23 protein-coding genes, 1 tRNA gene and 1 pseudogene are annotated in these 24,989 nt (G+C 67.1%); 10 read left to right on the top strand and 15 right to left on the bottom strand.

Features of this window, described 5'->3' with window-relative positions:
* Position 1 precedes the first annotated feature (1 nt).
* Both ACQ260_RS04965 and ACQ260_RS04960 read left to right on the top strand, forming a co-directional pair.
* The gene (locus ACQ260_RS04965; protein WP_432558274.1) at positions 2-1,033 is read left to right on the top strand and encodes an ABC transporter ATP-binding protein; all 1,032 of its coding nucleotides are present in this window, start codon (positions 2-4) and stop codon (positions 1,031-1,033) included.
* On the top strand, positions 1,030-2,166 hold the full coding sequence (locus ACQ260_RS04960) for an ABC transporter ATP-binding protein (RefSeq protein ID WP_432558273.1): 1,137 nt from the start codon (positions 1,030-1,032) through the stop codon (positions 2,164-2,166). Before ACQ260_RS04965 ends, ACQ260_RS04960 begins: the two co-directional genes overlap by 4 nt.
* Before the next feature lie 23 nt (positions 2,167-2,189).
* Here ACQ260_RS04960 and ACQ260_RS04955 read toward each other — a convergent pair whose 3' ends face one another.
* A complete protein-coding gene (locus tag ACQ260_RS04955; protein WP_432558272.1) occupies positions 2,190-3,029 on the bottom strand; it encodes an alpha/beta fold hydrolase in 840 nt (279 codons plus the stop codon).
* Positions 3,030-3,116: 87 nt separating this feature from the next.
* On the opposite strand from ACQ260_RS04955, the gene ACQ260_RS04950 reads away from it, so the two are divergent.
* The 8 genes from ACQ260_RS04950 to ACQ260_RS04915 all read left to right on the top strand — a co-directional run bounded on the left by ACQ260_RS04950 (position 3,117) and on the right by ACQ260_RS04915 (position 7,994).
* The gene (locus ACQ260_RS04950) at positions 3,117-4,361 is read left to right on the top strand and encodes a glutamate-5-semialdehyde dehydrogenase (protein WP_432558271.1); all 1,245 of its coding nucleotides are present in this window, start codon (positions 3,117-3,119) and stop codon (positions 4,359-4,361) included.
* An 88-nt stretch (positions 4,362-4,449) separates the two neighbouring features.
* Positions 4,450-4,581 (top strand): hypothetical protein, encoded by a 132-nt coding sequence (locus ACQ260_RS04945; protein WP_432558270.1) that lies wholly within the window; start codon positions 4,450-4,452, stop codon positions 4,579-4,581.
* Between the two features lie 30 nt (positions 4,582-4,611).
* The gene (gene nadD, locus ACQ260_RS04940) at positions 4,612-5,286 is read left to right on the top strand and encodes a nicotinate-nucleotide adenylyltransferase (protein WP_432558269.1); all 675 of its coding nucleotides are present in this window, start codon (positions 4,612-4,614) and stop codon (positions 5,284-5,286) included.
* Positions 5,283-5,654, top strand: coding sequence for a ribosome silencing factor (gene rsfS, locus ACQ260_RS04935; protein WP_432558268.1), 372 nt, complete (start codon positions 5,283-5,285; stop codon positions 5,652-5,654). The genes nadD and rsfS overlap by 4 nt, the downstream gene beginning before the upstream one ends.
* Positions 5,651-6,313 carry a histidine phosphatase family protein gene (locus ACQ260_RS04930; protein WP_432558267.1) on the top strand — a complete coding sequence of 221 codons (663 nt, stop codon included), beginning with the start codon at positions 5,651-5,653 and terminating at the stop codon, positions 6,311-6,313. Before rsfS ends, ACQ260_RS04930 begins: the two co-directional genes overlap by 4 nt.
* A 146-nt stretch (positions 6,314-6,459) precedes the next feature.
* Positions 6,460-7,479, top strand: coding sequence for a L,D-transpeptidase family protein (locus tag ACQ260_RS04925; RefSeq protein ID WP_432558266.1), 1,020 nt, complete (start codon positions 6,460-6,462; stop codon positions 7,477-7,479).
* A gap of 96 nt (positions 7,480-7,575) precedes the next feature.
* Positions 7,576-7,648, top strand: a tRNA-Ala gene (locus ACQ260_RS04920).
* A gap of 127 nt (positions 7,649-7,775) precedes the next feature.
* Positions 7,776-7,994 carry a hypothetical protein gene (locus tag ACQ260_RS04915; protein WP_432558265.1) on the top strand — a complete coding sequence of 73 codons (219 nt, stop codon included), beginning with the start codon at positions 7,776-7,778 and terminating at the stop codon, positions 7,992-7,994.
* 165 nt (positions 7,995-8,159) lie between these two features.
* Here ACQ260_RS04915 and ACQ260_RS04910 read toward each other — a convergent pair.
* From ACQ260_RS04910 to ACQ260_RS04845, 14 genes and pseudogenes are all read right to left on the bottom strand, one after another.
* Positions 8,160-9,191 (bottom strand): annotated as a pseudogene (locus tag ACQ260_RS04910) (recombinase family protein); the annotation flags it as partial.
* A gap of 188 nt (positions 9,192-9,379) precedes the next feature.
* Positions 9,380-9,796, bottom strand: coding sequence for a sulfate permease (locus tag ACQ260_RS04905; RefSeq protein WP_432558264.1), 417 nt, complete (start codon positions 9,794-9,796; stop codon positions 9,380-9,382).
* Between the two features lie 210 nt (positions 9,797-10,006).
* Positions 10,007-10,606 (bottom strand): hypothetical protein, encoded by a 600-nt coding sequence (locus tag ACQ260_RS04900; protein ID WP_432558263.1) that lies wholly within the window; start codon positions 10,604-10,606, stop codon positions 10,007-10,009.
* Between the two features lie 14 nt (positions 10,607-10,620).
* Entirely contained in the window at positions 10,621-11,079 is a 459-nt protein-coding gene (locus ACQ260_RS04895; RefSeq protein WP_432558262.1) for a single-stranded DNA-binding protein, read from the bottom strand.
* Positions 11,080-11,140: 61 nt separating this feature from the next.
* A complete protein-coding gene (locus ACQ260_RS04890) occupies positions 11,141-16,090 on the bottom strand; it encodes a helicase-like domain-containing protein (protein WP_432558261.1) in 4,950 nt (1,649 codons plus the stop codon).
* A gap of 113 nt (positions 16,091-16,203) precedes the next feature.
* Positions 16,204-16,752 carry a hypothetical protein gene (locus ACQ260_RS04885; RefSeq protein ID WP_432558260.1) on the bottom strand — a complete coding sequence of 183 codons (549 nt, stop codon included), beginning with the start codon at positions 16,750-16,752 and terminating at the stop codon, positions 16,204-16,206.
* A gap of 227 nt (positions 16,753-16,979) precedes the next feature.
* Positions 16,980-18,770, bottom strand: coding sequence for a type IV secretory system conjugative DNA transfer family protein (locus ACQ260_RS04880; RefSeq protein ID WP_432558259.1), 1,791 nt, complete (start codon positions 18,768-18,770; stop codon positions 16,980-16,982).
* Positions 18,767-19,243 carry a hypothetical protein gene (locus ACQ260_RS04875; RefSeq protein ID WP_432558258.1) on the bottom strand — a complete coding sequence of 159 codons (477 nt, stop codon included), beginning with the start codon at positions 19,241-19,243 and terminating at the stop codon, positions 18,767-18,769. The genes ACQ260_RS04880 and ACQ260_RS04875 overlap by 4 nt, the downstream gene beginning before the upstream one ends.
* Positions 19,244-19,318: 75 nt before the next feature.
* The gene (locus ACQ260_RS04870; protein WP_432558257.1) at positions 19,319-19,771 is read right to left on the bottom strand and encodes a hypothetical protein; all 453 of its coding nucleotides are present in this window, start codon (positions 19,769-19,771) and stop codon (positions 19,319-19,321) included.
* Positions 19,768-21,270, bottom strand: coding sequence for a putative type IV secretion/conjugal transfer ATPase (locus tag ACQ260_RS04865; protein WP_432558256.1), 1,503 nt, complete (start codon positions 21,268-21,270; stop codon positions 19,768-19,770). Before ACQ260_RS04865 ends, ACQ260_RS04870 begins: the two co-directional genes overlap by 4 nt.
* On the bottom strand, positions 21,267-21,770 hold the full coding sequence (locus ACQ260_RS04860; protein WP_432558255.1) for a hypothetical protein: 504 nt from the start codon (positions 21,768-21,770) through the stop codon (positions 21,267-21,269). The genes ACQ260_RS04865 and ACQ260_RS04860 overlap by 4 nt, the downstream gene beginning before the upstream one ends.
* 52 nt (positions 21,771-21,822) lie before the next feature.
* Positions 21,823-23,292, bottom strand: a complete 1,470-nt coding sequence (locus tag ACQ260_RS04855) for an SCO6880 family protein (protein WP_432558254.1) — start codon at positions 23,290-23,292, stop codon at positions 21,823-21,825.
* 6 nt (positions 23,293-23,298) lie between these two features.
* Entirely contained in the window at positions 23,299-24,645 is a 1,347-nt protein-coding gene (locus ACQ260_RS04850) for a conjugal transfer protein TrbL (protein ID WP_432558253.1), read from the bottom strand.
* A gap of 41 nt (positions 24,646-24,686) precedes the next feature.
* A complete protein-coding gene (locus tag ACQ260_RS04845; protein ID WP_017883434.1) occupies positions 24,687-24,956 on the bottom strand; it encodes a DUF6112 family protein in 270 nt (89 codons plus the stop codon).
* Between the last annotated feature and the right edge of the window lie 33 nt (positions 24,957-24,989).

Below are 24,989 nucleotides of genomic sequence, written 5' to 3'. Positions count from 1 at the left end.
CATGACCGCTGTGACACCCGGCGCGGCCTCCGGCGCCAAGGACTCCCTGGATGTCCTGTTGTCCGTCCGGGAACTCGAGGTCGTGTTCGGCGGCAGGAAGCAGGAGGGCTTCCGGGCTGTCGACGGCGTCAACTTCGATGTCCGATCGGGCGAGATCATCGGGATCGTCGGCGAATCCGGCTCCGGCAAGTCCGTGACCTCCATGGCGGTGATGGGCCTGTTGCCCGCCCGCGGCGTCCGGGTCAGTGGGCAGGTTTTGTATCAGGGGAAGGACCTCCTCAGCCTGTCCAAGCGGGAACTGGCCCGTTATCGAGGGTCCGAGCTCGCGATGGTGTTCCAGGACCCGATGTCCTCGCTCAACCCCGTCGTCACTGTCGGCACCCAGGTGACCGAGGTGCTGCACGCCCACCGATCGATGTCGCGAGCTGCGGCCAAGTCGGAGGCCATCGACCTCCTGAGGCGCTGTGGCATCCCGGATCCGGTTCGGCGGTTCGGTGAATACCCCCATCAGCTCTCCGGCGGCATGCGCCAGCGGGCGCTCATCGCGACCGCACTGGCCTGTCGGCCCAAGCTGTTGATCTGCGACGAGCCCACCACGGCTCTCGACGTGACCATCCAGGCGCAGGTCCTCGAGCTTCTCGCGGAACTCGTCACCGACCTGGGCACCGCGATGATCATGATCACCCACGACCTCGGCGTCGTGGCGGGTCTCTGCGACCGTGTGAACGTGATGTACGCGGGCCGCATCGTCGAACAGGCCGGTCGACGAGAGCTGTTCGGGAACCCGATGCACCGTTACACCGAGGGGTTGCTCAACTCGATCCCGCGGTTGGACGCCGACCGCGGGGCCACCCTCACGCCCATCCCGGGAACGCCCCGGGACACCGTGAGTTGGGCGAAGGCATGCGCCTTCGCCCCGCGCTGCGTCCACGCGACCGACGCCTGCGTGCGCGGCGATCTCGCGCTGGCCGAACTCGCACCCGACCATCTGGTGCGGTGCGTCCATCCGGCTGGACAGGAGGCGCGCGCATGACCGACCACACGACAGAACCGGCGCCCGCGAGCGGCATGACCGCGGCTGCGCCCGACGCCATGATCCGCGTCACCGACCTGAAGGTGCACTATCCGATCCGCAAGGGCCTGTTCTTCGACCGCACCGTCGGCCACGTCAAGGCCGTCGACGGAGTCGACCTCACCGTCCCGCGCGGTGCGACCTATGGGTTGGTCGGAGAGTCGGGCTGCGGCAAGTCCACGCTGGGCCGTGCGCTGCTGCGTCTGGAGGAGACGGCCGGCGGCACGATCGAGTTCGACGGCCGGGACATCACCGGCCTGAAGGGCGAACAGCTGCGCACGATGCGCCGGCGCATGCAGATGGTTTTCCAGGACCCGATGGCGAGCCTCGATCCGCGCCAGTCGATCCAGTCGCTGCTGATCGAGCCGCTGACCGTCCACGGGCTTTCCGAGGTCGACCGGGATGAGTTCGGCAAGAACTCGGCGAAGTCCTATCTCGCCAAGGCCGTCAGCATGCTGGAGATGGTGGGACTGCCGCGGTCGGTGCTGGAGAAATATCCCCACGAGTTCTCCGGTGGCCAGCGGCAGCGGATCGGAATCGCCCGTGCGGTGATTCTCAATCCCGATCTCGTCATCGCCGACGAACCGGTCTCCGCACTCGACGTGTCCGTGCAGGCGCAGGTCCTCAACCTGCTCGAGCGGCTGCAGGACGCCTTCGGTCTGACCTATGTCGTGGTTGCCCATGACCTCGCCGTCGTCCGGCACATCTCCGACACCATTGGGGTGATGTATCTCGGGACCCTCGTCGAAGAAGCCTCCTCCGACGATCTGTATGCGGATCCGCTGCATCCCTACACGATTGCGCTGCTGTCCGCGATCCCCGTGCCCGATCCCGAGGTTGAGGACAGTCGCGAGCGAATCCTGCTGTCGGGTGACCTCCCCAGCCCGGCGAACCCGCCGACCGGGTGCCGGTTCCACACACGGTGTCCGTGGAAACCCGATGCCCGGTGCGAGACCGAGGTCCCGCCCTTGCGCGAGATCAGACCCGGCCACAAGGTCGCCTGTCATTTCGCCGAATCGATCCACTCGGGCCGCGTGCGGCCCGATGAGGACGCCGTGATCGAACCCCGGATCGAGATCGACAGGCTCGACTGACCGCGCGCCCGGCGGAGCCCGGCTCAGCCGATCGCCTGGGCGAGTCGATCCACGGTCGGGCGGCTGTGCCACAGCGCGTGGTGCGCGCCACCGACCGTCTGGACCTGCACGCGGACACCGAGCCCCAACAGGGCGGCGGACAGCCGGCGCAGGTCCTTCTTCGACACGAGCCGGCTGGCACTGCCGTGGATAAGCGTGATCGCCAGTCCGGGGGCGGACCGGGCGAGGGCGGTCACCTGTTCGGCGAGCCGGCCGCGGGACAATGCCCACAGCAGGTGCAGTGGTTCCGGGATCCGGCGTCGGTCGCCCCAGGACGCAAGAGAGGGCGTGGGGATCTCGGCGAGGCCGTGGTTCTCCCGCAGGTGCTTGGCGGAGAACAGGCCTTCCCAGCTGTTGCGGGCGAACAGCACGGAGGGATGGCGGGGGGTGATGGCGACCGGTTCGACGAGCGTGAGGTGGCACACCGGGACGCCCTCGCGGGCGAACCAGTGGGCCATGGCCGTAGCGGTCGAGCATCCCATCGAATAGCCGAGCACACTCACCGGTGACCCGGTGTCGAGATCGGCGACAGCGGCGACGGCTTGCCCCATGGACCGACCCACGCCCGCGAAGTGACCTTTGCGAAGTTCCTCGCGAGCCGTGCGATCGAGCTTGGTGCCCTTGGTCCAACCGGGCGTCTCGACGATGGCGATGCGGCGATGCTGGAGCGCGGCCAAGCGCTGATAGCGATCGGTCTCGAACGGGTCGAGGCGGGAGAAGGCGCCGAGGGTGGACACCAGTGTGGGGCGCTCGGCGCCCCCGTCGATCATGGTGACACCCGGGTGTCCCGGCACCGCCGTGTGCTGCGGAATCGGTCTGCTCACGAGGATCCCTCCTGCTTCCTGCCAGCGTACTCACGCCGCACGCCCGGCCGGCCGAGACAGGGGAGCGTTCCGGGTATCCTCTCCCACATGCTCTTCGCCGATCAGGGCCCGCTGGCCCGCACCGCCGCCCGAACCCTCGCGACCGCTTCGCGGGAGGCCAAGGACGCCGCATTGCACGCGATGGCCGACGCCCTGGATGCGGCCCGTGAGCCGGTCCTGGCGGCTAACGGAGAGGACATCCGCCGCGCCGAGGAGGCCGGGACCTCGGCGGCGCTGGTGGACCGGCTGCGCCTCACCGATGCCCGTCTCGATGGCATGGTCGACGGATTGCGCCAGCTCGCTGCCCTGCCCGATCCGGTGGGTGACGTCGTGCGTGGGTGGACGAATGCGAATGGGGTGGAGGTACGCCAGGTTCGGGTGCCCCTCGGCGTGGTCGCCATCATCTATGAGGCGCGCCCCAACGTGACCGCGGACGCGGCAGGCATCGGCCTCAAGTCGGGCAACGCGGTGTTGTTGCGCGGATCGTCTTCGGCGGCCACCTCCAACGCCGCCATCGTCGAGGCACTGCGCGCCGGCCTCGAACAGGCGGGTCTGCCGGCTGATTCGGTGCAACTCGTCGAGGGGGGTCGGGAGGTGACCGCCGAGTTGATGGCCGCCCGCGGGGTCGTGGACGTGCTGATTCCGCGCGGGGGCGCAGGGCTGATCAACGCGGTCGTCGAGGGCGCCAAGGTGCCGGTGATCGAGACCGGCACCGGCAACTGTCACCTGTTCGTCGATGCCACGGCCGATCTGGAGATGGCGCTCAAGATCCTCATCAACGCCAAGGTGCAGCGGCCGTCCGTGTGCAACGCGGCGGAGACGCTGCTGGTGCACCGCGACATCGCCGAGGACTTCGTGCCGAAGGCCTTGGCCGCGATGGCCGAACACGGGGTGACCGTCCATGCCGAGGAGAAGTTTGCCGCGCTCGCGGGTGAGGGCGTCGTCGCCGCCGAGGCGGGCGACTTCGATGAGGAATGGCTGTCGCTCGACCTGTCGGCGAAGATCGTCGACGGCCTCGACGAAGCGCTCGAGCATGTGCACATCCACACGTCCGGCCATTCCGAGACGATCGTCACGCAGAGTCTCGAGTCGTCGCGCCGGTGGACCGGGGAGGTTGACGCCGCGGCCGTGCTGGTCAACGCATCGAGCCGGTTCGTCGACGGTGAGCAGTTCGGGTTCGGCGCCGAGATCGGCATCTCCACCCAGAAGCTCCACGCGCGGGGCCCGATGGCGCTGCCGGAGATGACCTCGACCAAATATGTGGTCGTCGGACAGGGGCAAACCAGGGACTGATGCCCGGTCTGCGCCGACGACGCGCGATCTTGCCCATCAAGCGCCCACACGGGGACAAAGCCGGTGGAGCATGGGTATTCTTCGGCCCATGCTGATTCCCCTCGAAGGTCTCAACCACCTCCCGGTGCCCGCGCCGTTCTTCGGTCTGATCGCCTTGGTCATCGCCCTCATCGGGCTCGCCTGGGTGCTGGCCATCGGAGCCTCGCGCCCGCACTCCTGATCATCCGCCGCATCCCTGACTGACCCGCCTGTGTCCGACACACCCGGTCTGCGCCGCCCACCGAACGCCAACGGCCGCTATCGCCTTGGCGTCATGGGTGGCACCTTCGATCCCATCCACCACGGTCACCTCGTCGCCGCCAGTGAGGTCGGCGCCCGGTTCGGGCTGGACGAAGTGGTCTTCGTGCCCACGGGCATCCCGTGGCAGAAAAAGGGCCGCAAGGTGTCCTCCGCGGAGGACCGCTATCTGATGACCGTTATCGCCACCGCGTCCAATCCGCACTTCACGGTGAGCCGGGTGGACATCGAGCGACCGGGGGAGACCTACACGGTCGACACCCTCAAGGACCTCCGTCAGGTGCGCGGCGACCAGGTCGACCTGTTCTTCATCACCGGTGCGGATGCGCTGGCCCAGATTCTGACCTGGCGGGGTGCCGACGAGTTGTTCGACCTGGCCCACTTCGTCGGGGTCTCCCGGCCGGGGGTGGAGCTGGCTTCCCCAGCAGTGCAGCACCTGCCGGAGGACAAGATCACGTTGATGGAGGTCCCGGCGATGGCGATCTCGTCCACCGAATGCCGGACACGGGTGGGCGAGGGCTTGCCGATTTGGTACTTGGTGCCCGACGGAATCGTGCAATACATCAACAAGCGGGGCCTCTATGTGCCGGACGAACCGGTGGCCGAGGATCCCGGAAAGGACGCATGAGCGCCACCGAACTCGCCCTCGCCATGACGCAGGCGGCTGCGGAGGCCGCTGCCGACAAACTCGGCACCGACCTCATGGCTTTCGACGTCACCGAGCAACTCGCGATCACCGATGTGTTCCTCTTGGCGACCGCCGCCAACGACCGCCAGGTCGGTGCGGTCGTGGACGCGATCGAGGAGCGGCTGCGCGAGGACTTCGATGCGCGGCCCGTCCGCCGCGAGGGAGACCGGGAGAACCGCTGGGTGCTCCTCGACTATCTGGACCTCGTTGTGCATGTGCAACACACCGAAGAGCGTGCGTTCTATGCCCTCGAACGTTTGTGGCGGGACTGCCCGCGCGTTGAGTTGGCGGTCGAGGAGGGCCGGTGACGGCCTCCCGCATGATCATCTGGCGCCACGGACAGACCGACTGGAACTTGGATCATCGGTGGCAGGGCCAGGTGGATATCCCGCTCAACGACACCGGTCGCGCCCAGGCCCGGACGGCGGCGCCCGCCCTCGCCCGATATGGGATCACGCATCTGTTCTCCTCCGACCTGTTGCGGGCGGCGGAGACCGCGGACATCCTCGGTGAGATCATCGGCCTCCCCGTGACGCGTGACCCGCGCCTGCGTGAGATCAACGTCGGCGACTGGGCCGGCCGCACCAAAGACCAGATCGGCGCCGAGTTCACGAAGGTCCTCATCGCCGAGGAGGCGGGGCTCGACGTCGTGCGCGGTGGGGGAGAGTCCGTGCGGCAGGTGGCCGCCCGGACCGCGGAGGCGCTCACCGAGATCGGCGAGGGCGCACCGGACGGCTCCGTGGTCGCCGTGGTCATGCACGGTCTGGCGGCACGGGTGGGTGCCTTCGAGCTGATGGAACTTGCCCCGGACCAGGCGAAGGCCTTCCGAGGGCTGGAGAACTGCGCGTGGCTCGTCCTCGACAGAGGTGTCCGGCACGACGGTGTCGAGTGCTGGCGCCTGGCGGCGTACAACTCCCAGTTCTTCGACGAAGCGTGTCCGCTGCCGGATCGCTCGGGTGGATTGTGACCGGATCGTGAGTGCTGGTGGCATTTCGCGGTCTCGTCCCGGGTTAGGCTGAGGCGGTCTGGCGGACGCCGCGTGACGAAATCGTTCTCCCGCGACGGAACCGAAGAGAAGGTGCCGGACTCGTGAGGGTTATGAAGGAGAAGTCAGTGGCGCGAAAGTCCGTTCGAGTTGCCTTGGCAGGCATCGCTGCGGCTGCGATCCTGCTGCCCGCCTGCGGGCAACCCCCCACGAACGCGGAACCCGTGGCCGTTCCCGCCCCGGTGACCACGGCCCCGGAGCCTCAGCCGGAACCGCTTGACCCGGCTGCCCAGGAACCCGCCGAGGAGACCCCGGACGCCGCAGCCCAGGAGTCACAACAGCCGACGACGGCACCGTCGACGACCCGGCCTGCGACGCAGCGGCCCACCGCCACCTCGCGTCCGACGACCAGCACGCGTCCGACCACGAGCACCCGGCCCACGGCGCCCGCCACGACTCGGCCTGCCCAGCAGGCCGGCCCGGCGATCATGGCGCAGGGCAATCAGTCGGAGCGAGTGAAGGAACTCCAGGCGCGGCTCAAGCAGATCGGTTGGTTCAGCGCGAAGGTGACCGGTTACTACGGGAACACCACTCGCTCCGCCGTGGCCGGTTTCCAGGCCAAGCGCGGCCTGCCGTCCAACGGTGCCGTCGATCAGACGACCTGGGACAAGTTGGTGGGCATGACCCGCAAGCCGACTGCCGCCGAGCTCGCGGATCAGCCGGCGACGACGGCGCCCACGCGCACCAACGCGCCGGGCGGCGAGCGCAAGGCTCAGGGACTGGATTCGCGCTGCATGACCGGTCGCGTCATCTGCATCTCGAAGCGCAGCAACAAGGTCTGGTGGGTGAACGACGGCGTCGTCAAGATGACCTTGGACGCCCGCTTCGGCACCAGTGAATTCCGCACCCGCGAGGGCACGTTCAGCGTCCAGTGGAAGTCCCGCGACCACGTCTCGACGCTGTATCACACGTCCATGCCCTATGCCCTGTTCTTCAGCGGTGGCCAAGCCGTGCACTTCTCGCCCGACTTCGCCGCCCGCGGATACAACGGTGGCTCCCACGGCTGCGTGAACCTGCGCGATCGCGGCGGTGCCCAAGCGCTGTTCAACGCCGCCCGTGTGGGCGACAAGGTGGTCGTGTACTCCTGAGCGGAACGCAGCCGGCGACTCATTTGCACGGGATCGTCGGCTGCGCTATGTTTCACTGGTCGCAATCGCAGGGCACACCAGCCGGATCGAGAGCACGGGGCTATGGCGCAGTTGGTAGCGCGCTTCCATGGCATGGAAGAGGTCAGGGGTTCGAATCCCCTTAGCTCCACAATTGAAGACGTACTAGAACTCCTGACATCAGTTGATGTCGGTTCTGGTGTGAGGGCGGCGAGAGGCTCAGCGAGTCGGATTGTCGCCCTTTCGTCTTCGCTGATCTCGATGCCGTCGGTGAGCGCTTGGTTCGCGAGCCGCTTGCCTTGATCGTTCGTGCGGGCGTAGAGCGTGGCGCAGTCGACCAGCAGACTGAGGGCTGTGCTGAGTTGTTTGCGTGCTCCGGTGTGGTGGTCGTGTTCACTGGCGAGGCGGCGGTCGATGTCGGCGAGGCCGGTGCGGATGCGGTCTTGGTGGCGCTTGAGGGTGTCGAGGTCGATGGCGTCGGCGAAGTGTGCGGCTAGGAGCTTGTCGCTCTCGTTCTGGAGTCGCTGGCGGTTCTCGGTCAGCTCGGCCAGTTCCTGGGAGCGGGAGACGAGGCGCTCATCGAACGCGGCCTCGACCTGCGCGGCGAGGGCGGTGTACTCGGCCTCGGTGATCGCGATGTCTTGGTAACAGTCGGCGACGAGTTGCTCGGCGACACCGATCGGGACGGCGCGGCGCGTGCAGTTCTTGCGTTTCGAGGCTCGCCCGGAGCAGACGTAGTAGCCGTAGCGGATTCCTTGCTTGTTGGCGGGGTAGTCCAGTTGCATCCGTGATCCGCACGATCCGCAGTACAGGGTGCCTTTGAGGTAGTGGTCATGAGAGCGTCGCCGTTCGGAGGCGATCTTGCGCGAATCGAGGAGTCGTTGGACAAGCTGCCAGGTGTCGATATCGATCAGGGGTTCGTGGGTGCCGGGCTGTTCAGCGCCTTTGTAGCGGACGATGCCGATGTAGTAGGGGTTGCGCAGAATCTTGAAGAATCCTGATCGTGCCATTGGGCCGGAGGGGCGCTTGGGTGTGGGCACGGTGGTCAGGCCGCGCGCGGTGACCTCGGCGAGCAGGTCGACGACGGTGCGGTCTCCGGTGGCGTACTGCTCGAACACCCATCGGATGAGCGGTGCGCGTTTGGGGTCTATCTCCACGGTGCGGTACTCGCGGCCCCGTTCGTCGCGGGCGCGGACGTTGAGGTAGCCGATGGGTGCACGCATGGGCGTGCCTCCGGTCTCGAACTTCTGTGTGAGGCCCTTGGTGACTTCGGTGGCGAGGTTCTTGGAGTAGAACTCGGCGATGGATGACATGATGCCGTGGAGCAGCATTCCCGAGGGGGTTTCGTCGATGTTCTCCGTCGCCGAGACCAGCGTTACTCCTGCTTCGACGAGGCGGCGGTGGATTTCCACATCGTCGACCCGGTTGCGGGCGAGGCGGTCGACTTTGTGCACGATGCAGTAGCTGACCTGATGGGTCGCGATGTATTCGAGCATCCGTTGCAGGTCGGGTCGGTCAGCTGAGCGGGCGGATTCTCCAGCGTCTACGAACTCCGCCACGATCCGCGCGCCGAGAGACTCGGCTTTGCGGGCGTTGGCCTCACGTTGGGCGGGGATCGAGAACCCCTCGTCGCGTCCGCCCTTGGCTGCTTGTTCCTTGGTGGAGACCCGCTGGTAGGTGACTGCCGTGAACATCGGGGCGGAGTCGGTCTCAGTGTTCGGGGCGAGGAGTGTCATCGTGATCTGTTCCTTGCTCATCTGCCGGAGCAGATGGTGATGCGTCGTGGATGCTCGGAGCGCTGAGTCGGCGCTGGCGTTCATCGAGTTCGTGGGCGTGGAGTTCGTCGGCGAGGTGCAGCACGAGGTCGACCAGACGGGCGCGATCAGGTGCGGAGCGCACCCGGGGTTCGGCCGAGATACGTCGCCCCGTGTTCGTTGTCCGGTAGTGCCGCATGCCCTACAGGTGCACTCGGTGCCTGCCGGCGCGGGTGGTCGTGCTTGCGTTCACGGCGACGGACGCTCATGAGTCGGGCGGCTGTGATGGGGCCGTTGATGAGGAACTTGAACGCGTTGATGATGCACAGCAGCACGATCAGGTGCAGCCATCCGGGGCCACCATCGGCGATGAGAGTGGTGCACCAGTAGGCGATCGCGAAGTAGCCGACTGAGAGCAGCATGGCCGGGATGCCCCAGCGCAGCCCTCGCCCGTTGCGCAGTGCATCGAGCAGAATGTTGGTGGGCATCCAGACGCGCATGAAGGTGCGGATGCGGGTGCTGGTGTTCCAGATCAGTCGGAGCATGACGGAGTCCTCCCAAGCGGCGACGCCTTGATGGGATGGACTCACCTGGGCGGGGTGCCCGGCTCGTCATGCCGCCTCCACGGAGGGTGACGGCCTAGCTGATGTGATGTCGCCTGTGCCCTTGATTCTACCGGGTCAGCTGACACTCGGGAAGGGCATGCGTGTGGGGTCGAGCTGTGTGGCTCGACCCCACGAGTGTTCTTTGGAGGTTCAGGCGAGTTCGCCGGTGTCAGGGTTGAGGCTGGCGTAGAAGTCGTGTTCGATCTGTCGGCGGCGTTCGACGTCGGCGATGACGAACGCCACGAAGTCCTCGTCACGGTTCTCGATGGGGGTGTCTTCGATGGGCGCGGCGTCGTCCTCTCCTGGCCAGATCGTCTGGCGAGTGGGTCGATCCCGGTCGAGCCGGGTGCCGCTGGCGGCGACCCAATCGCGCAGTCGCTGTCGGGTATCTGCGAAGTCGCGATGCCAGCCGATCGGTGCCGAACCGTTCTGCTGCGGATCGAAGGCGTTGAGCCAGTGGGTGTGGAGTGCGGAGAGTTCCCAGTGCAGCTCCGGGTGACGGTGCCACATCGGAGGAATCACCGAGGTGGGCAGCCCGTAGGTGGTGCGCAGCCAGTTCACCCACTGGTTCAGCTCCAACCATGCATGCTCTGCCTCATCAGCGGTCAAGAGGTTCCAGTTGATCGGGCCGGGCGGATCCTCCAGCACCGGTCCGAGGCCACCGTGCGGTTCCGGCGTCGATGCGGGATCGAGATCTGGGTCTGGTCGCTCGTCAGGTCCTTCGGCTGGTGCGTGAGTGTGATCGCTCATGGTCTGCTCCCGGTTCAGCGGCCAAGCGTCGCAGGCTCGTGGGCTTGCGAGGACTGCTCGGACCGCTCGAATGCCTGGTTGCGGTCAACGCCGGGCGCGTCTCGCCCCGGGCCGGGGCGCGGTTCGCGTTCGATGCTCAGCCGTGTGCTGACCGGGTTCGGGGTGAGGGTGTCGGCGCGGAACTCTTCGCGTTCGGCCCCGGTGGTGGCGTCGGTGAACTTCTCGAACCGTCCGGTGGCGATGAAGTCGTCGCCCTTCTTGAACAGTTCCATCGCTGCTTCGGCGGCCTTGTAGCGCACCGCGAGGTCGTGAAACGTCCGGTCGGTCTTGGTGAAGGTGCCGTCATCTTCACGTCGCCAGTGGTCGACGCCGACGCGGGCGTAGAACCTCGGGGTACCGGTCTTCTCGCTGTGGGTCAGTCGCGGGTCACCGGCGATGTGACCGACCATGATCGTGCCGTTCTTGATCCCCATCACGCATCCTCCTGTTCACGTCGCACCGCCTCTCTTCGGCTGGTGTGACGGGAAGGTGCGCTCAAAGTCCCCGTGGGGAAAGGTCACGCGATTCGCCACCAGTGCTGGTGAACGCTCCGGTGCTGCTCGGCGCCCGGGTCGGGTCAGCTCGCACCCCAAACGCCGCACGGTGCGCTCGCACCATCTCCACCGTCAGCCCGCTCGGAGGGCTCTGCGGCGTGGGTTCGGGCGGTGCTGCATGGTCGATGTCTTCTTGCATCGCGGCCAGCTGGGTCTCGATTCGGGTGAGGTCATTCTCGGCGTCTGCGAGGGACACAGCGTGGCGGAAGGGCTGGCCGATGCGTTGCTCCGCGTCGGCGCGTTCCTGCTCGGCGCTGGTCAGGTCGTCGCGAGCTTGCTCCAGAAGCGCGGGGATGCCGGAGGCGCGGTTCTCGATGCGCTGGATGAGTCCGACGCCGCCGTCGAGGAACGACTGGCGGGTCATAGTGAAGCCGCTGCGCGGCACTGCGTCGAGTCTGACGGTCACCATCGGCTCGGCCCCGAGCACCGGACTGGTCGAGACGGTGACCTCGAAGCCACTGATCTTGCCGATCGTGCCGTAGTCGCGCGTGGCGTAGCGGGGTGCCCATTTCAGATCAGACTCGTGCGCCCAGGACGCGAGCGCGTGGGCCGCGTCGGTGCGGGAGGTGTAGGTGTGGCCGCGTAGCTCGATGCGGAACTTCTCACCGGAGGTATCGGTGACACGCGGCAGGGCCGCTTCGAGGGCGTCGATATCGGAGGCGGCGCGGCGTGCGTGATCGCTGGCGCGGTCGCGAGCATGGGCGAGCATCGACTCGTTGCGGTGGTAGGCGCGCTCCAGACGGCGCAGCCGTTGCACTTCGGAGTGCACGGTGGAGTGCTCCAGCAGCAAAGGGTTGCCCGAACTGATCGCTTTGGCTTCTGCTGCAGAGAGTGCGGATGAGTTGATCTCCTCGATCTCGCGGGAGTCGAGACTTCCGCGCATAAGCTGCGCGAGGAATGTGGCTTTGCGTTCGACGCCCTGCCACATGTAGGAGTCGAACGACCGCTCAGTGACGAACCTGACGATGCCGACCTCGGAGTTCTGGTTGCCTTGCCGCAGGATGCGGCCCTCACGCTGGGCGATGTCGCTCGGTCGCCACGGGCAGTCCAGGTGGTACAAGGCGATGGCACGGTTCTGGACGTTGGTGCCGACGCCCATCTTCTCGGTCGAGCCCATCAGCACCGCGACGTGCCCGGCGCGCGCGGCGGCGAACAACCTGGCCTTGTCCACGTCGGTCTTGGCCTCGTGCATGTACCGGATCGACTCGGCGGGCATCCCGCGCGCAATGAGTTGCGCCCGGAGTTCATCGTATGCGTTCCACCGGGTCGGGTTCGGGGTGCCGATGTCGGAGAACACGAGTTGGAGCGCCCCTCGCACGGGCGACTCCTGCCCGGTGAGCGGGTCGAGGTAGGTGTTGTCTTTCGTCTGTCCCCAGACCCGATGGATGCTGTCGGCGGCCAGATCGACCTTGGTCGGCCCCGAGGGGTCACGCGGGGCGATCATGCGAATGTCGAGGGCGGCCTTGCGCCCATCGGTGGAGATGGTGAGCATGTTGTCTTCGCTCGGGGATACCGCCCGGGCGGCCACCTTTTCGGCGCGGGTGCCGAGGGTCTCGATGAACTGTTCCAGCTCGATCGTGGGCTGGATCGCCACCGTTGCCGGTGCCCGCCTGCCGTCCTCGCGTTCAGCGAGGTCGGGAATCGGCAGTTGCAGATCCTCAGCGGTCTTCACGTCGGCGAAGATCGACCAGAGCTTCAGCATCTCGGGCACGTTCTGGAACTTCGCGAACCGCGTCTTCATCCGGAATGTGTTGTTCCCGGTGGGGGCCATCTCCATCTGCGTGACGGTCTGCCCGAACGTCGCCGCCCACGCATCGAACGCGCCGATCCCGGCCGCCTCCAGCAAGTCCGGGCGCAGGTACTTCTGCATCACGAACGCCTCCGTCACCGAGTTCGAGATCGGTGTCGCGGTCGCCCCGGTGACGACTCGCTCGCGGCCTTGCGAGCGTAGGTATTCGAGCTTCATGTGCAGATCGCTGGCTCGGTTGGAACCCTCGATCGCGGCGTCAGCGATGTTGGAGTCGGTGGCGAGGTTCTTGTACATGTGCATCTCGTCGACGACCACGTAGTCGATCCCGGTGTCCTCGAAACACACCCCAGCATCCCGGCCGACGTCGATGCGAGCTTTGACCTTGTTCTCCAGCTGGAGCAGCTTGCGCTGGATGCGTTTGACGCTCATGGCGTTCTCACCCGTCGCGGTGGCGAGCACGTCCCGCATCTCGTCCACCTGGGCTTGGATGTACGCCTGCTGAGTCTCCTGACGAAGCGGAATCTTCTCGAACGCGCCCTGCGTCACCAGGACCCCATCCCACTCGTTCGCCGACGCCCGTGCGACGAACAGGCGGCGCTTGTCGGCGGTGAGGTCCTTGGACGAGGCAGCGAGAATCCGGGCCTGCGGATAGATTTGCAGCCACTCGCGGCTGAACTGTTCCAGCATGTGGTTCGGGATCACCAGCACGGGCTTGTCGATCAGCCCCATGCGGCGCATCTCCATCACGCCCATGATCATTTCCGCCGTCTTACCCGCGCCGACCTCGTGGAATAGCCCGGCAGAGGGTTCGGCGATCATCCGTGCGACCGCCGAACGTTGGTGCGGGCGGGGAGTGAAGTTCTCCGCCAACCCCGGCAGGCTCAGGTACTCGCCCGCGTTCGTGTAATCCCTGAGCACAATCGAGTTGAAGCGCCGGTTGTACTCGGCCACGAGAGTGTGAGCACGTTCGGGGTCTTCGAACGCCCACTCGGAGAACCGCTCCTGCAGGGCGTCAGCTTTCTCCTGCGCGGCGGTGGTCTCCAGCGGGTTGAGCACGCGACGCTTTTTGCCGTCGACGTCCTCGATCTCGTCGTAGACGAGCATGGTTCGCTGTTCCATGATCGCCTGGGCGATGTCCGGTGCAGGACGGCGTTCGGTTCCCCACTCGCTGGTGGACATGAGCCCTTGACGCCCACCGCGCACTTCCCACATGCCCGGCATTGGATTCTCCACGTTCACATCGCTGGTGCGCAGCAGCTCGTTCAGGAACTGGGCGTGAACCTCGGCGCTGATCCACACCGCTCCCATGCGGGCGCTGATCTCCTGCACACCGAGCGCTTCGGGCACGACCTCGGTCAGGGCGTCCACGTTCGCCTGAAACGCAGAGTCGTCGGCCGCGCGCGCCGTGGCCTGCTCCAGTTTCACGCGCACATCGCCTGAGAGATACGCGGGGGCGTGGATGAGTTCGTCGGTGACCGGATCGGTGAAGATCAGCCCGCCCAGCGCCTGCCGAGCCTCGGGCTCGTCCATACCGAGCATGTCGGCGATCAACGGCAGATCGATCCTGCCGGTGCGGTCAAGGCTGACCGCGATCGCATCGGCAGGAGTGTCGACGCCTTGTGGTTCGGTTCGCGGGGAGACGACCCGGCGCGTCATGATCGCCGCCGGTGTCGCAGTCTGGTCGGTGCCGTCGAACTGCTCCAGGGCGAGCACGAGCGCCCCGAACGGGTCGCTGCGTAGCAGCCGGATCGGGGTCGGAACCGTGCGGGCGTAGGTGTCTTCCCCGGCATCGTTGATGCGTCCGGTGCGGCGCAACGTGTAACGGTTCAGCGGCCCGTACCTGCCGACGTACTTGCGGTAGTCGCGGTGCAGACCCTCGCGTGCCCCGTCGATCTCGTCGGTGTCATCGACGGTCGCGGCCTCCAATTCGAGCAGCCGGTGCGCGCCGTCGCGCAACCCCAGCAGGGCACGCAACTCCGCCCCAGCCGACTTCGGCACCTCCAGCGGTTCGACCGAACCAGCCGCGACGGTGCCGAACCCGGTGTCAGTGGCGACGATGCTGCCATCCCACAACTGCGGTGACGAAGGCACACGGGCCGCCTGCCGCGCCTGATGCTCAACCGTGGGCGCGGTGAACTTCAGCCCGGTGCGACGAGCACTGAACGTGATCTGATCGAGCACGTCAGCCAAGTCGGTTTCCAGCCGCTCGAGGTCGCCGTCGACCGTGACCGCTGGCCTGCCGTACATCCCCTGACGGATACGCATCTCACCGAGCACATGCTCGGGGCGGTGGTCGAAGTACGCGTTGATCTTCGCGCCCTGTCCGTCGAGGCCGATCGGGGTGACCGTCTCCCACAGATCATCGGCAGGCGGTACGCCGTCTTCGCGGCGGCGCAGGATGAGCAGATCGGTCACCACGTCGGTGCCCGCCGTGCGCCGGTGCGCCCCGGCGGGGAGCCTGATCGCGCCCACGAGGTCGGCGAGCATCGCCATTTCCCGGCGCGCGCCGGGGTTCTGCGCATCCATCGTGTACTGCGACGTCAGTACCGCGACCATCCCGCCCGGCCTGACGAGCCGAAGGGATTTGAGGATGAAGTGGTTGTGCATCGACTGCCGGGTCGGGTTGTGCACCGGGTCATGCAAGGTCACATCCGAGAACGGCACGTTCCCGATCGCCGCGTCGAACGACCCCTCGGGCAGGCGGGTGTCGGCGAACGACTCGCCGCGCACCTCGGCGTGCGGGTACAGGGCGCGACTGACCGCCGCGGTCACCGGGTCGAGCTCCACCCCAGTCATACGCGCGTGCTCGGGGGCCATGCCGAGGAACGTGCCCAGCCCGGAGCCGGGTTCCAGCACCCTGCCGCCGTCGAAGCCGAGCATGGTCATTGCCCGCCACATCTGCCGCACGATCAACGGATCGGTGTAGTGCGCATTGATCGTCGTGCGCGCGGCGGCATCCCACTCTTCCGGGGTGAGCAGACTCCGCAGCTGCTCGCGCTCCGTGCTCCAGTCCTGCTTGGACTCATCGAACACATCGGGCACCGCACCCCAGCTCGACCAGCGCGCAAGCCTCTGCTGCTCGTCGGCGGTCGCCGAGCGTTCCTGCGCCGCAAGATGCCGTGCGGTCTCGATAGCGGCCACATTCGCGTGGAAACGGGCCTTCGCACCAGAGGGAGCCAGGTCGTCGTGCGTGGCGGGAACGAACCGCACCACCGGCGCGGCAGGCTCCGGGCCGGTGTCGTCAGCGGTGGGGGTTAGCGGACTTCGCGCAGGAAGCGGATCGTCGCGGCCTCCGCCAGCAGGCTCTGGTGCTCTTCCAGATACCGCCTCGGGATCTCCGCTTCGACCAGACCCTCCAAGAACCAGACGGGCACGGCCCAGTCTTTGGCCTTCTGCTCCAGATCGACCGTCGAGGGCATCAGATCGGGGGCGTCCTGCATCCGCTCGGCCCACATGATCAGGTTCTCGTCGTTCGGGGAGGTCTGGTTCCACTCCTGACGGGCCTCGTCCAGCGGCAGGCTCGGGTCGGTGACCCAGGCGAGTTGCTGCATCACGACCTCCTCCGCGATCCGTAGCGCCGTCATCCGGTGCGCCACGTCCTGCAAGTAAGTCTGCTCCGAAGAGGCCATCTTCGCCAGCACCGATGCCGGTGTCGTCTCGATCTGTCGGGCCAGTTCGATAATCTGGCCTTGCGCCTGAAGCCCCAGCTCGGTGAAGAACGCCGTCGGGTTCTCGATCAGCTCGTATCGTTGCGGCGCGCAGGTCTTCCAGTGCTGCATCGCTTGAGCCCCGTACATGTTCATGTTCTGCTCCCTCCATGCTGGGCGCGGTTTCGGCGGCTTCGCTGATCTGCTCGTCGGCGGTTTGCTCGGCCAGCCCCCACAGGTCGAACTCCAGCTGACCGGGCGGCGCGCTGCGACTCCTGCGTCGGGCCATGAGCTATCACCTCCACCACACTCAGGCCGCTGTCTTCGCTGCCCGTGGACGAAGCTGTCGGTCGCGGGTCAGCGGTCGGTGAGATAGGTGCGGTTCAGGTGCCATTGCTGCCTCGTTCCAGCAACGCCTCGATCTCGGCGCGATCGGACTTCAGTCGGTCACCGTCGGGTCGTTTCGGCCAGGCGCGTAGGTCGGTGATAATCGGCGGGGCCGAGCGCAGCATGGTGACGGCGGTGCCGAACGGGAGGGTGCGGATGCGGTCGGGCGGCATGATCGGCACACGCCGGATCGAGCGTTGATTCGAGCGGGTGCCGTGATCGCCCAGGGTCACGCTGTCGGTGAACTCGTCGCGTTCCCCGATCAGCGCGGAGAGGTCTTGCAGATCGCGGCTGTTGGATGCGCCGCCCAGGATGATCTTGGTGATCGCCGCATCCCAGATGGCGTTGGCTTGGTTCTCGCTCCACCGGTCACGCGCCTGCGCGAGGCTCTGGAGCACCGGCATGGTCGTGATGCCCGTACCGCCGCCCTCGGCCATGAGAGTCGGCAAGCTCGGCAGCGGGCTGAGGTTCGCGATCTCATCCAAAGCCAACAACAGGGGCGGGTCGAGACGGGTACCCGGAGAGCGTGCCGCCACGCGCCTGGCCGCTTCCACGAGGTCTTCGACGAATGCCGCGAGCAGTGCGGCGCTGGCGCCTGCTCCGGCGCCGGTGGCGAGCAGGTAGAGGGTGCCGCGCGAGGCGATGAACTTCTCGGGGTCGAAGTCTTCGCCCTCACCGGGCGTGACCGCATCGAGCACACGCGGATCGGCCAGCGCGCTCAGCGACAACGACACGCCTTGCCAGATCGAATCGCGGGTGCGTGGGTCGGAGTCGATCATCGCCTCTAAGGACTCGGCCCATCCGCCCGCCGCGAGCGGACTGTTCGTCAAGATCGCCACCGCGTCGGCGGCGGCGGTCGGGTCGAGCGTCCAGCGGAACAGTTCGGCGGGCGGCCTGTGGTCGATCGCGGCCGCATGCATGAGCGCTTGGAGGGCGGAGCGGGTCTTGCCCTCCCAGAACCCGCCGCCCTCGACGCCGCCTGAGCTCAGCCCGGTTGCCGAGGCGAGGCCGGTTGCGCGAATCATCGCGGTCAATGGGTCTTCGCAGCCCCTGATCGGTGACCAGCGCAGTCCGGCGGGGATGCCCTCAGCCAGATGCTGCGGGTCAAACACCGCTGTCGGTCCGATGCGCTGCCTCGCGCGCAGGGACGCGGTGAGGTTGTCCGGTCGGGTTGAGGTCACCACGACCGCGCCGGGTGCGTCCAAGATCGACGGGATGACGATGTGCAGGCCCTTGCCAGAGCGCGGTGGCCCGATCAGCAGAATCGAGTCCTCGACGCTGGCCCACACGTCGCGCCCGTGCGCAGTGCCGAGCCGGTAGCCCACATCGGCAGGCGATGGGTCTGCCAGCGAGGGGCGCAGGTTCGCAGCCCGACCCATCAGCGCCTTGGTCGACGCGGCCTGGGCGATGTCGTGTTTCGTGGCGATGCCGACCAGCCGGTGCGGGTCGGTCGCACTCTTGCGCGACTGGCGGCGCAGCAGGGTCCAGACCCAGGTGATCGCCACCGCCAGCAGCGCGAGCAGGACGGCCACGACAATCCAGTAGGCCACGACGTTCAGACCTTCCGCCTCCAGTGCGGTGGCCGGATTGCCGGGGTTGAACAGCACGCCGACCCCAGCAGCGGGGCCAGCCGCCGGCTGAGCAGTTCCGGTAAGGAACGCGGCCACCGGCCCGGCCCCGCGCAGCAGGAGCGCGAGCGCGAACACCCCGATCAGGCCGATCATGGCGGCGTTGGTCAGCTCGTCACCGAATGAGCCGGTCTGCCTGCCCGGTGCGGGGGCGCTCATGACAGGCTCCGCACGACGAGCGTGCCCGAGACTCGGCCCACCAGCACAACCTCGTCGCCAGCGTCGATGTGGTCGTGGGCCAGGTCGATGAGCGCGCGGGCGTTGCCGGTCGGAGCCGCGTCGGTGTGCCGGATGATGCGGCACACCGCAATGTCCTCGCCGGGCACAAAGCCCTCCCCGGTCACTTCCAGCAGCTGGGGCGCGTTCGCCGGTTCGTCTTCCGGCAGGTCAGGGGCTGGGGTGTTTTTTCGGGCGGTGGCGGTGATGATGTCGGTGAACGTCGAGCCATCGGCCTCGGTGACCTCGACCCGTGCCGGGATCATCCGCTCGGCGGTAACCTGATCGACAATCCGCGCGAACGAACCACGCCGCCACACGCCCTCGGTTACCGGCGGCGCGAGGGGCTCACCGTCAACGGTGGCGCTCATCGTGCCGTCGTCGTGTACGGCCAGGCGGATCACCGGCATCGACACCGGCGCAGGAACAGAAGCAGAGGTGGGAGGCTTTCTCATGCCTGTCAGGTGCGCCCGCCGTCTCTCAGTCAGGCGTCAGAGCCTCGGCGCGGGCGGTTCGTCTCGATGCCCGCGCCCGATGCCGAACTGGTTGCTCGAGGCGGTGCGGTTCTGCGTGCGCCGTGCCCACTTCTCGGCCTCGGCGAGCACCTGCCGGAAGTCCTCGGCGCGTGCCTCGCCCTCGCGTTCTATGCCCCACACGGTAGTGCCGTCAGGGTGGCGCACTCGGCGTTCTGCGGTCCATGTCCACGATGTCGGCAGTCGCTCGTCGTCGGACCAGTCGGTGCCGGTGTACTGCTCTTCGATCGCGAACCGTGAACGGCCGTCGTTCTCCGGGTAGAACACGAAGTGCCCGGCACCGAACGTCTCGGGATCCTCGTAGAAGAACTGCACGCTGCCGTCGTACTTCCTCGCGATCTGGTTCAGTCCGTCATCGAGCGCGCTCATGGTCGCCATGAGGCGCTCCCGGTCGGGTTCGCTCGGGTTCACAGTGTGCTCCCGCCGGGAGTCAGACCTGATGCCCTGGCGCTCGTGTCGAACAGTTCTAGCTCGGCAGGGTGTAGTTGTTGTTGAACAACGAAACTGCGTTCCTTGATGCGCCACAGGCCCTGTCCGACGCCGAGTGAAGGCAACAGTTTGCGTTCGGTGGTCGTTAGGCCCAGGGTCTTGGCGGTGACGCCCAGCTGGTCGCTCTCCTGCCGGTAGATGATGCGGGTCTCGGCGTTCGCGAGCAGGCTATTGGCCAGCGAGCGCATGGCGCTGCCGGAGTCGCCGACGTTCTCCAGATCGGTGAGCTTGTGGAAGATCAAGGCATTGGCGATGCCGTAGTGCCTGGCGAGTCGCCAGTGCGCATCCATCCGTCTCAGCAGCGACGGCTGCGACATCAGACGCCACGCCTCGTCATAGATCACCCACCGTTGTCCGCCTGCTGGGTCGAGAAGTGCGGACTCCATCCACGCCGAGCAGCAGGTCATCAATGCGCTGATGAGCGTGCTGTTCTCCGTCACCCGCGACAGGTCAAGGCTGATCATCGGCAGCGTCGGATCGAACTGCACCGTCGAGGGGCCGTCGAACAACCCCGCGAGGTCGCCAGCGACCAGCCGCCGCAAAGCGTGGCCGACGATTCTGCCGTCCTCGGCCAGTCGTCCGTCGCTATCGCTGGTGGGGGCGAGGATGCGGTCAACGACCATCGGCAGAATCGGCACGGTGTTCTCCCGCACGGTCGCGGTCAGCGCGGTGTCGATCACAGTGTGTTCCAGTGGGGTCAGCGCGCGAGCGAGTACCACCTCGGCCAACGCGCCGATGAGGTCACGTCGACGAGCGGACACGGTGCTCTCCCACTCGACGTCGGTGAAGTGAGAGGGCCGATAGCCCTCATCCAAGGGGTTGAGCCTGTTGGCCATGCCGTGCCCGAGTGCGATCGCGCGTCCGCCGACAGCCTCAGCAACGGCGGTGTGTTCGCCTTTCGGGTCGCCCGGCACATACACGCGCCTACCGAAAGGAAGGCTGCGGGTGTACAGGGACTTCGCCAGGCTTGACTTGCCGGAGCCGACGATTCCGGCCAAGACCACGTTGGGTGCGGTGATGACACCGTTGGCGTACAGCACCCAGGGGTCGTAGACGAACGACCCACCGGAGTAGAGGTCTTGGCCGACAAACACTCCGCTGGACCCGAGCCCACCCTCTGCGACGAACGGGTATGCGCCTGACAGAGTGGCGGAGGTGTCTTGATGTCGGGGCAGATGGAAACGGCCTGGTGCGCGCAGCATGGCCGGGCCGGGTTCGCCTGCGGCGGGCAGGTACTGGCGTGCGGCGCGCTCGGCTTTCTCTGCGTCGGCGCGAGCTTTCGCCTCTGCGGTCTTCCGTTGTTGCTGTTCGTGATGTAGCTGGTTCGCGGCCTGGCGTCGCTGTTTGCGGTAGCGTCGCCGCTCTTTCGCGGGGGCGACCAGCACCGAGGCGTGCAGCTTCTCATCCTCACGAGGGCTCATCGGTCTAGCCCCCGGTTGCGTGTGATGTCCGCGATGCGGTCAGGGGTGAACCATGATCCGTCGCCGCGCACTCGGTCGCGGCGCTCATCGAGCGCCCGCTGCGCGGCGTCGGCGGTGGCGGTGTCCTGGACCGGGCCGGTGCGGTCTAGCTGTGGCGGTTGCCATGCGATGCGGCCCAGATGCCCGGATGCCTGTTCGAGCACGCTTTCGGCGGCGTTGACGTGTCGTGCGGCCTGCTGGAGCGCGTCGGCAGCGGCCCAGGCATCGGCGGCCCCGAGGTTGCGGTCGCCGTCGTCGTGGGCGGCGCTGCTTTGGTGGGTGAGGCTGGCCCCTGCGAGTTGGATGAGCGATTGCTCCAGGGAACGGGCCGCGCCGAGGAGTTCCCCGACGATGCCGTAGAGCTTGTCGGGGTCGTCCATGCGGATGGTGGCGTGCGCGAGACCGCGCAATGCTTGGCGGGCTTCCTCCGCGTCGGCAGTCGGGTCGTTGAACGTCGGCATGTCGGACCTCCAGATGAATCAGTGGGGATGGTTTCGAGGTGCACCCGACGGTTCAGACCTTGCGGCACAGCGGCAGTGCGGCGGCGGTGAATGCCTGCGCTTGCTGGCCGACCAGCACGCGGGTCTCGCACGAGGCTTGGATCGCGGCTTGTTCGATCGCGGCGACTGCCGCTTCCAATTCCTCGAGCGAGTCGGCAGACACTGAGATCAGCCCGGTGTAGCGGAGCACCCCGTGCCCGGCAGTCAGGTCAGCCTCCTGCTGGAGCACATCGTGGTACTCGGCCGTCTGCGAAGCGTCTTCGATCTGCCCGATGCGGGCGCGCTGTGCCGCGTCGCTGATGTATTCGGTCTTCTTGCGGCGAATGTCGCGGGCGGCTTGATCGGTGCGCAACGGGGTGCAGATCAGCGAGAACGCCCGATGAATGCCACTGGACAGCAGCACGGGCGAGAGGAACCCTGGATGCACCATCGAGCGCGGCCACTCCGAGATCCACACGACGCAGTGGTAGGCCGAGTCGCTGCGAAGATGCCCCCACGACTCGGTGACCGCGACCGGCCCGGCGGTGGCGAGGTCGTGACCGAGGTCGCCGTGGCGTTCCAGCGTCGCGGCGATCGCCGGGTCATATGCTGAGCGCAGGATGACCGCGATTTGTCCGGTACTGAGCCAGCCCTTGCTCGTCAGGTCTGCCGAACGCAGCGCCGCCGACAGCGTGCCCATCTCCTGCCGCAGCACGTTCGCCGCGCCCTTGACGCCGCCGCCTGCGGTGCGAATCTGGCGGGCGGCGGCCCGCATATCCAGGCTCAGACTGAGGGTGGTCGCGTGGCGCTCCCCGGCAGGCCCGGCCCGTTCGATCAACTCCTGATAAGTCGTCGCCGCCCATGAACCGTCGGCGGTGCCGTGCGCGGCCCACCACTCGGCCAACCCCTGCCCGGAGTCCGGCAGCGTCCGCTCCAGCACTTGCAGCGTGGCGATACGCCCCGAACGGCACACGGTCGCCAGCACCCTGCCCCATGCGGTCACGCGCCGTTCCTGCTCGCCGGGGTCGAGCAGGACGAACGCAGGATGAGTGATCTCGGTGACGACGGTGAGGGTTCCGGCGGTCGGGTCATGCACCATTGCGGCCCCGGTCTCGGGATCGACGTACTCACGCAGCCGGGCCGCATCGCCGGGCAGCGCGAGGGTTCCTGCCGGGCGTGGGGTGACGATCCTGCGCCGGTAGGTCAGTTGCCCGCCGGTGGTGCGCCACAGCCACCAGCAGGCCACCGGCAGCCACTCGACCAGCGGGCGGCCCGCGACCGGAATCCAGGTGATCGCGGCAGCGAGTACCCAGATCGGCGCGGTGATGAGGAACAGGGCACCGCCTCCGCCGTAGAACGCGGCCACGAGGCTCGCCCCGCCGACACCGAGGGTGATCAGCTGAGACAGTGACAGTCCGAGCAGGATGCCGCGCCTCGTGAGGCGGGAGAACTTCACGGGCACCAGCTCGCCGCCGCGCTCGTGGGCCGTTTCAGTGCTGGGCATCGCAGGTCACTCCTTGGTCGGCTTCGGCGGTGTCGGGGAACTGTTCGGGGTCTTCGGCAGCGGTTGTGACGGCGGCGGCGCGTTCGGAGTGACTGGGGCCGACCCCGACTGCTCGGCACCAGATGCCGCTTGATCGGCCTGACCAGCGAGCGCCTGACCCGCTTTAGGTCCGGCGGTCGCGGCTGCTTTGACCACAGCGGCACCGGCCACGACTCCTGCGGCGATCGGCCCTGCCGCCGCCGCGCCACCCCCGGCACCTGCGGCTCCGGCAGAACCACCCGCGCCCGCGCCAGCACTACCCGCTGAGGACGCTGGTGGTGTCGGCTTCGCGTTAGGGCCACCACCGGCAGCGCCGCTGGCCTTCTTGTCGCCGCTCTTGGCGCCCTCGTCGAGTACCTTCTTCGGTTCGCCGCCCTGCGGCTTGCCCGGCGTCGGCACGGGCCGGTTGAGGGCGCTCTTGGCTTCCTGCTCGGTTCCCATCGAGTTGTAGAGATCGAAACCGACGAACGACAGGAACCGGTAAGTCATGTACGGCGCGAACCCGGCCAGTGCCATCAGTACGACCCCGGCGAGTGGGTCGGCGATGTTCGATAGGTCGGCGTCGATTGGGGCCGACACCTGGGTCACCGCGACCAGCAGAATCACGACAAGCACCAGCTTGGACAACACGAGCGCGATGACGAACATCGCCCACTTGGAGATCCAGCCGCGCGTGGCATCCCAGGAGGCACCGGAGAACGCAAACGGGGCGAGCACGACCGCGACCAGCAGCAGCGCCTTGCGGATGAGCAACGACAGCCACACGATGGCGGCGGCAGCGATCGCCAAGGATGCGAGGAAGATCGTCAGGATCGCCCCGACTCCGGGAGCGCCGACGTTCAGTGCGGTCAGTCCGGCGACGAGAATGGCGATCTTGTCGCCCATCGTTGCGGTGGTTTCCCCGGCGGCTTGGATGATCCCGATCGCGAGTTGGTCGGTGATCTCCAGCAGCAGCGCCACCAGCGTGATGACCACGAACGACCCGAGCACGCTCTTGGCTAAGCCGAGGGCGGCGCGGGAGAGGGCGGCGGGTTCTCGGCGGATCATGCCGGTGATCAGTTGCAGGCAGAAGAACAGCAGCATGACGAACACGGCGATCCCGAAGATCAAGTTGTAGACGCCGAGGTACTCGCCGCTGGTGACGTCAACCAGCGTGGTGGTGTCGAAGACCGTCCAGACGGCCTCGAACAGCCAGGCGGCGGCTTCACCCATCGCGCTGGCGAGCCAGTCGAAAGGTGCCGAGATCAGCGTCGCGGCGGCTTCACCGGCGACATCGCAGACGCTGGAAATGACGGGGATATCGCACACGCCCATCACGAGCCTCCTTGTAGTTCGGAGTTGTTGATGGGTGGGTTTCAGACGGCTTGGCCGACGCCCCAGAAGAAGTTGATGAGCGTCACAGACGCGCCACACACAACGGCAGCACCGCACGAGATCAGAACGCCGATCTTGCCGCGACCGGCCAGGTGCGGGTTGGACGAGTTGGACCCGTAGGCCCAGATGATCGCGGAAACGATCAGCGCCAGAACGCTGAGGATCAGGCCCACGGTCATGACTGCGCCGACGATGATGCGCAGCTGCTCGATTCCCGGCAAGCCGCTGGAGTTGGGGTCGATGTCAATCACGGCAGTTCTCCTTCACGAAGCGATGGGTGGTTC

The sequence above is a fragment of the Ammonicoccus luteus genome (assembly GCF_050880385.1).
Classification (GTDB): domain Bacteria; phylum Actinomycetota; class Actinomycetes; order Propionibacteriales; family Propionibacteriaceae; genus Enemella.
Note: the sequence above shows the minus strand (reverse complement) of the source record. Positions and strands in the feature narration are given on the sequence as shown.

Excerpts from the sequence above, each read along its gene's own strand:
- ACQ260_RS04905 (WP_432558264.1), bottom strand. The coding sequence starts at position 9,796 with ATGCTCCGACTGATCTGGAACACCAGCACCCGCATCCGCACCTTCATG.
- ACQ260_RS04865 (WP_432558256.1), bottom strand. The coding sequence starts at position 21,270 with ATGAGCCCTCGTGAGGATGAGAAGCTGCACGCCTCGGTGCTGGTCGCC.
- ACQ260_RS04850 (WP_432558253.1), bottom strand. The coding sequence starts at position 24,645 with ATGGGCGTGTGCGATATCCCCGTCATTTCCAGCGTCTGCGATGTCGCC.
- ACQ260_RS04885 (WP_432558260.1), bottom strand. The coding sequence starts at position 16,752 with ATGAACATGTACGGGGCTCAAGCGATGCAGCACTGGAAGACCTGCGCG.
- ACQ260_RS04900 (WP_432558263.1), bottom strand. The coding sequence starts at position 10,606 with ATGAGCGATCACACTCACGCACCAGCCGAAGGACCTGACGAGCGACCA.
- ACQ260_RS04855 (WP_432558254.1), bottom strand. The coding sequence starts at position 23,292 with ATGCCCAGCACTGAAACGGCCCACGAGCGCGGCGGCGAGCTGGTGCCC.
- rsfS (WP_432558268.1), top strand. The coding sequence starts at position 5,283 with ATGAGCGCCACCGAACTCGCCCTCGCCATGACGCAGGCGGCTGCGGAG.
- ACQ260_RS04960 (WP_432558273.1), top strand. The coding sequence starts at position 1,030 with ATGACCGACCACACGACAGAACCGGCGCCCGCGAGCGGCATGACCGCG.
- ACQ260_RS04950 (WP_432558271.1), top strand. The coding sequence starts at position 3,117 with ATGCTCTTCGCCGATCAGGGCCCGCTGGCCCGCACCGCCGCCCGAACC.
- ACQ260_RS04895 (WP_432558262.1), bottom strand. The coding sequence starts at position 11,079 with ATGGGGATCAAGAACGGCACGATCATGGTCGGTCACATCGCCGGTGAC.
- ACQ260_RS04880 (WP_432558259.1), bottom strand. The coding sequence starts at position 18,770 with ATGAGCGCCCCCGCACCGGGCAGGCAGACCGGCTCATTCGGTGACGAG.
- ACQ260_RS04965 (WP_432558274.1), top strand. The coding sequence starts at position 2 with ATGACCGCTGTGACACCCGGCGCGGCCTCCGGCGCCAAGGACTCCCTG.
- ACQ260_RS04860 (WP_432558255.1), bottom strand. The coding sequence starts at position 21,770 with ATGCCGACGTTCAACGACCCGACTGCCGACGCGGAGGAAGCCCGCCAA.
- ACQ260_RS04945 (WP_432558270.1), top strand. The coding sequence starts at position 4,450 with ATGCTGATTCCCCTCGAAGGTCTCAACCACCTCCCGGTGCCCGCGCCG.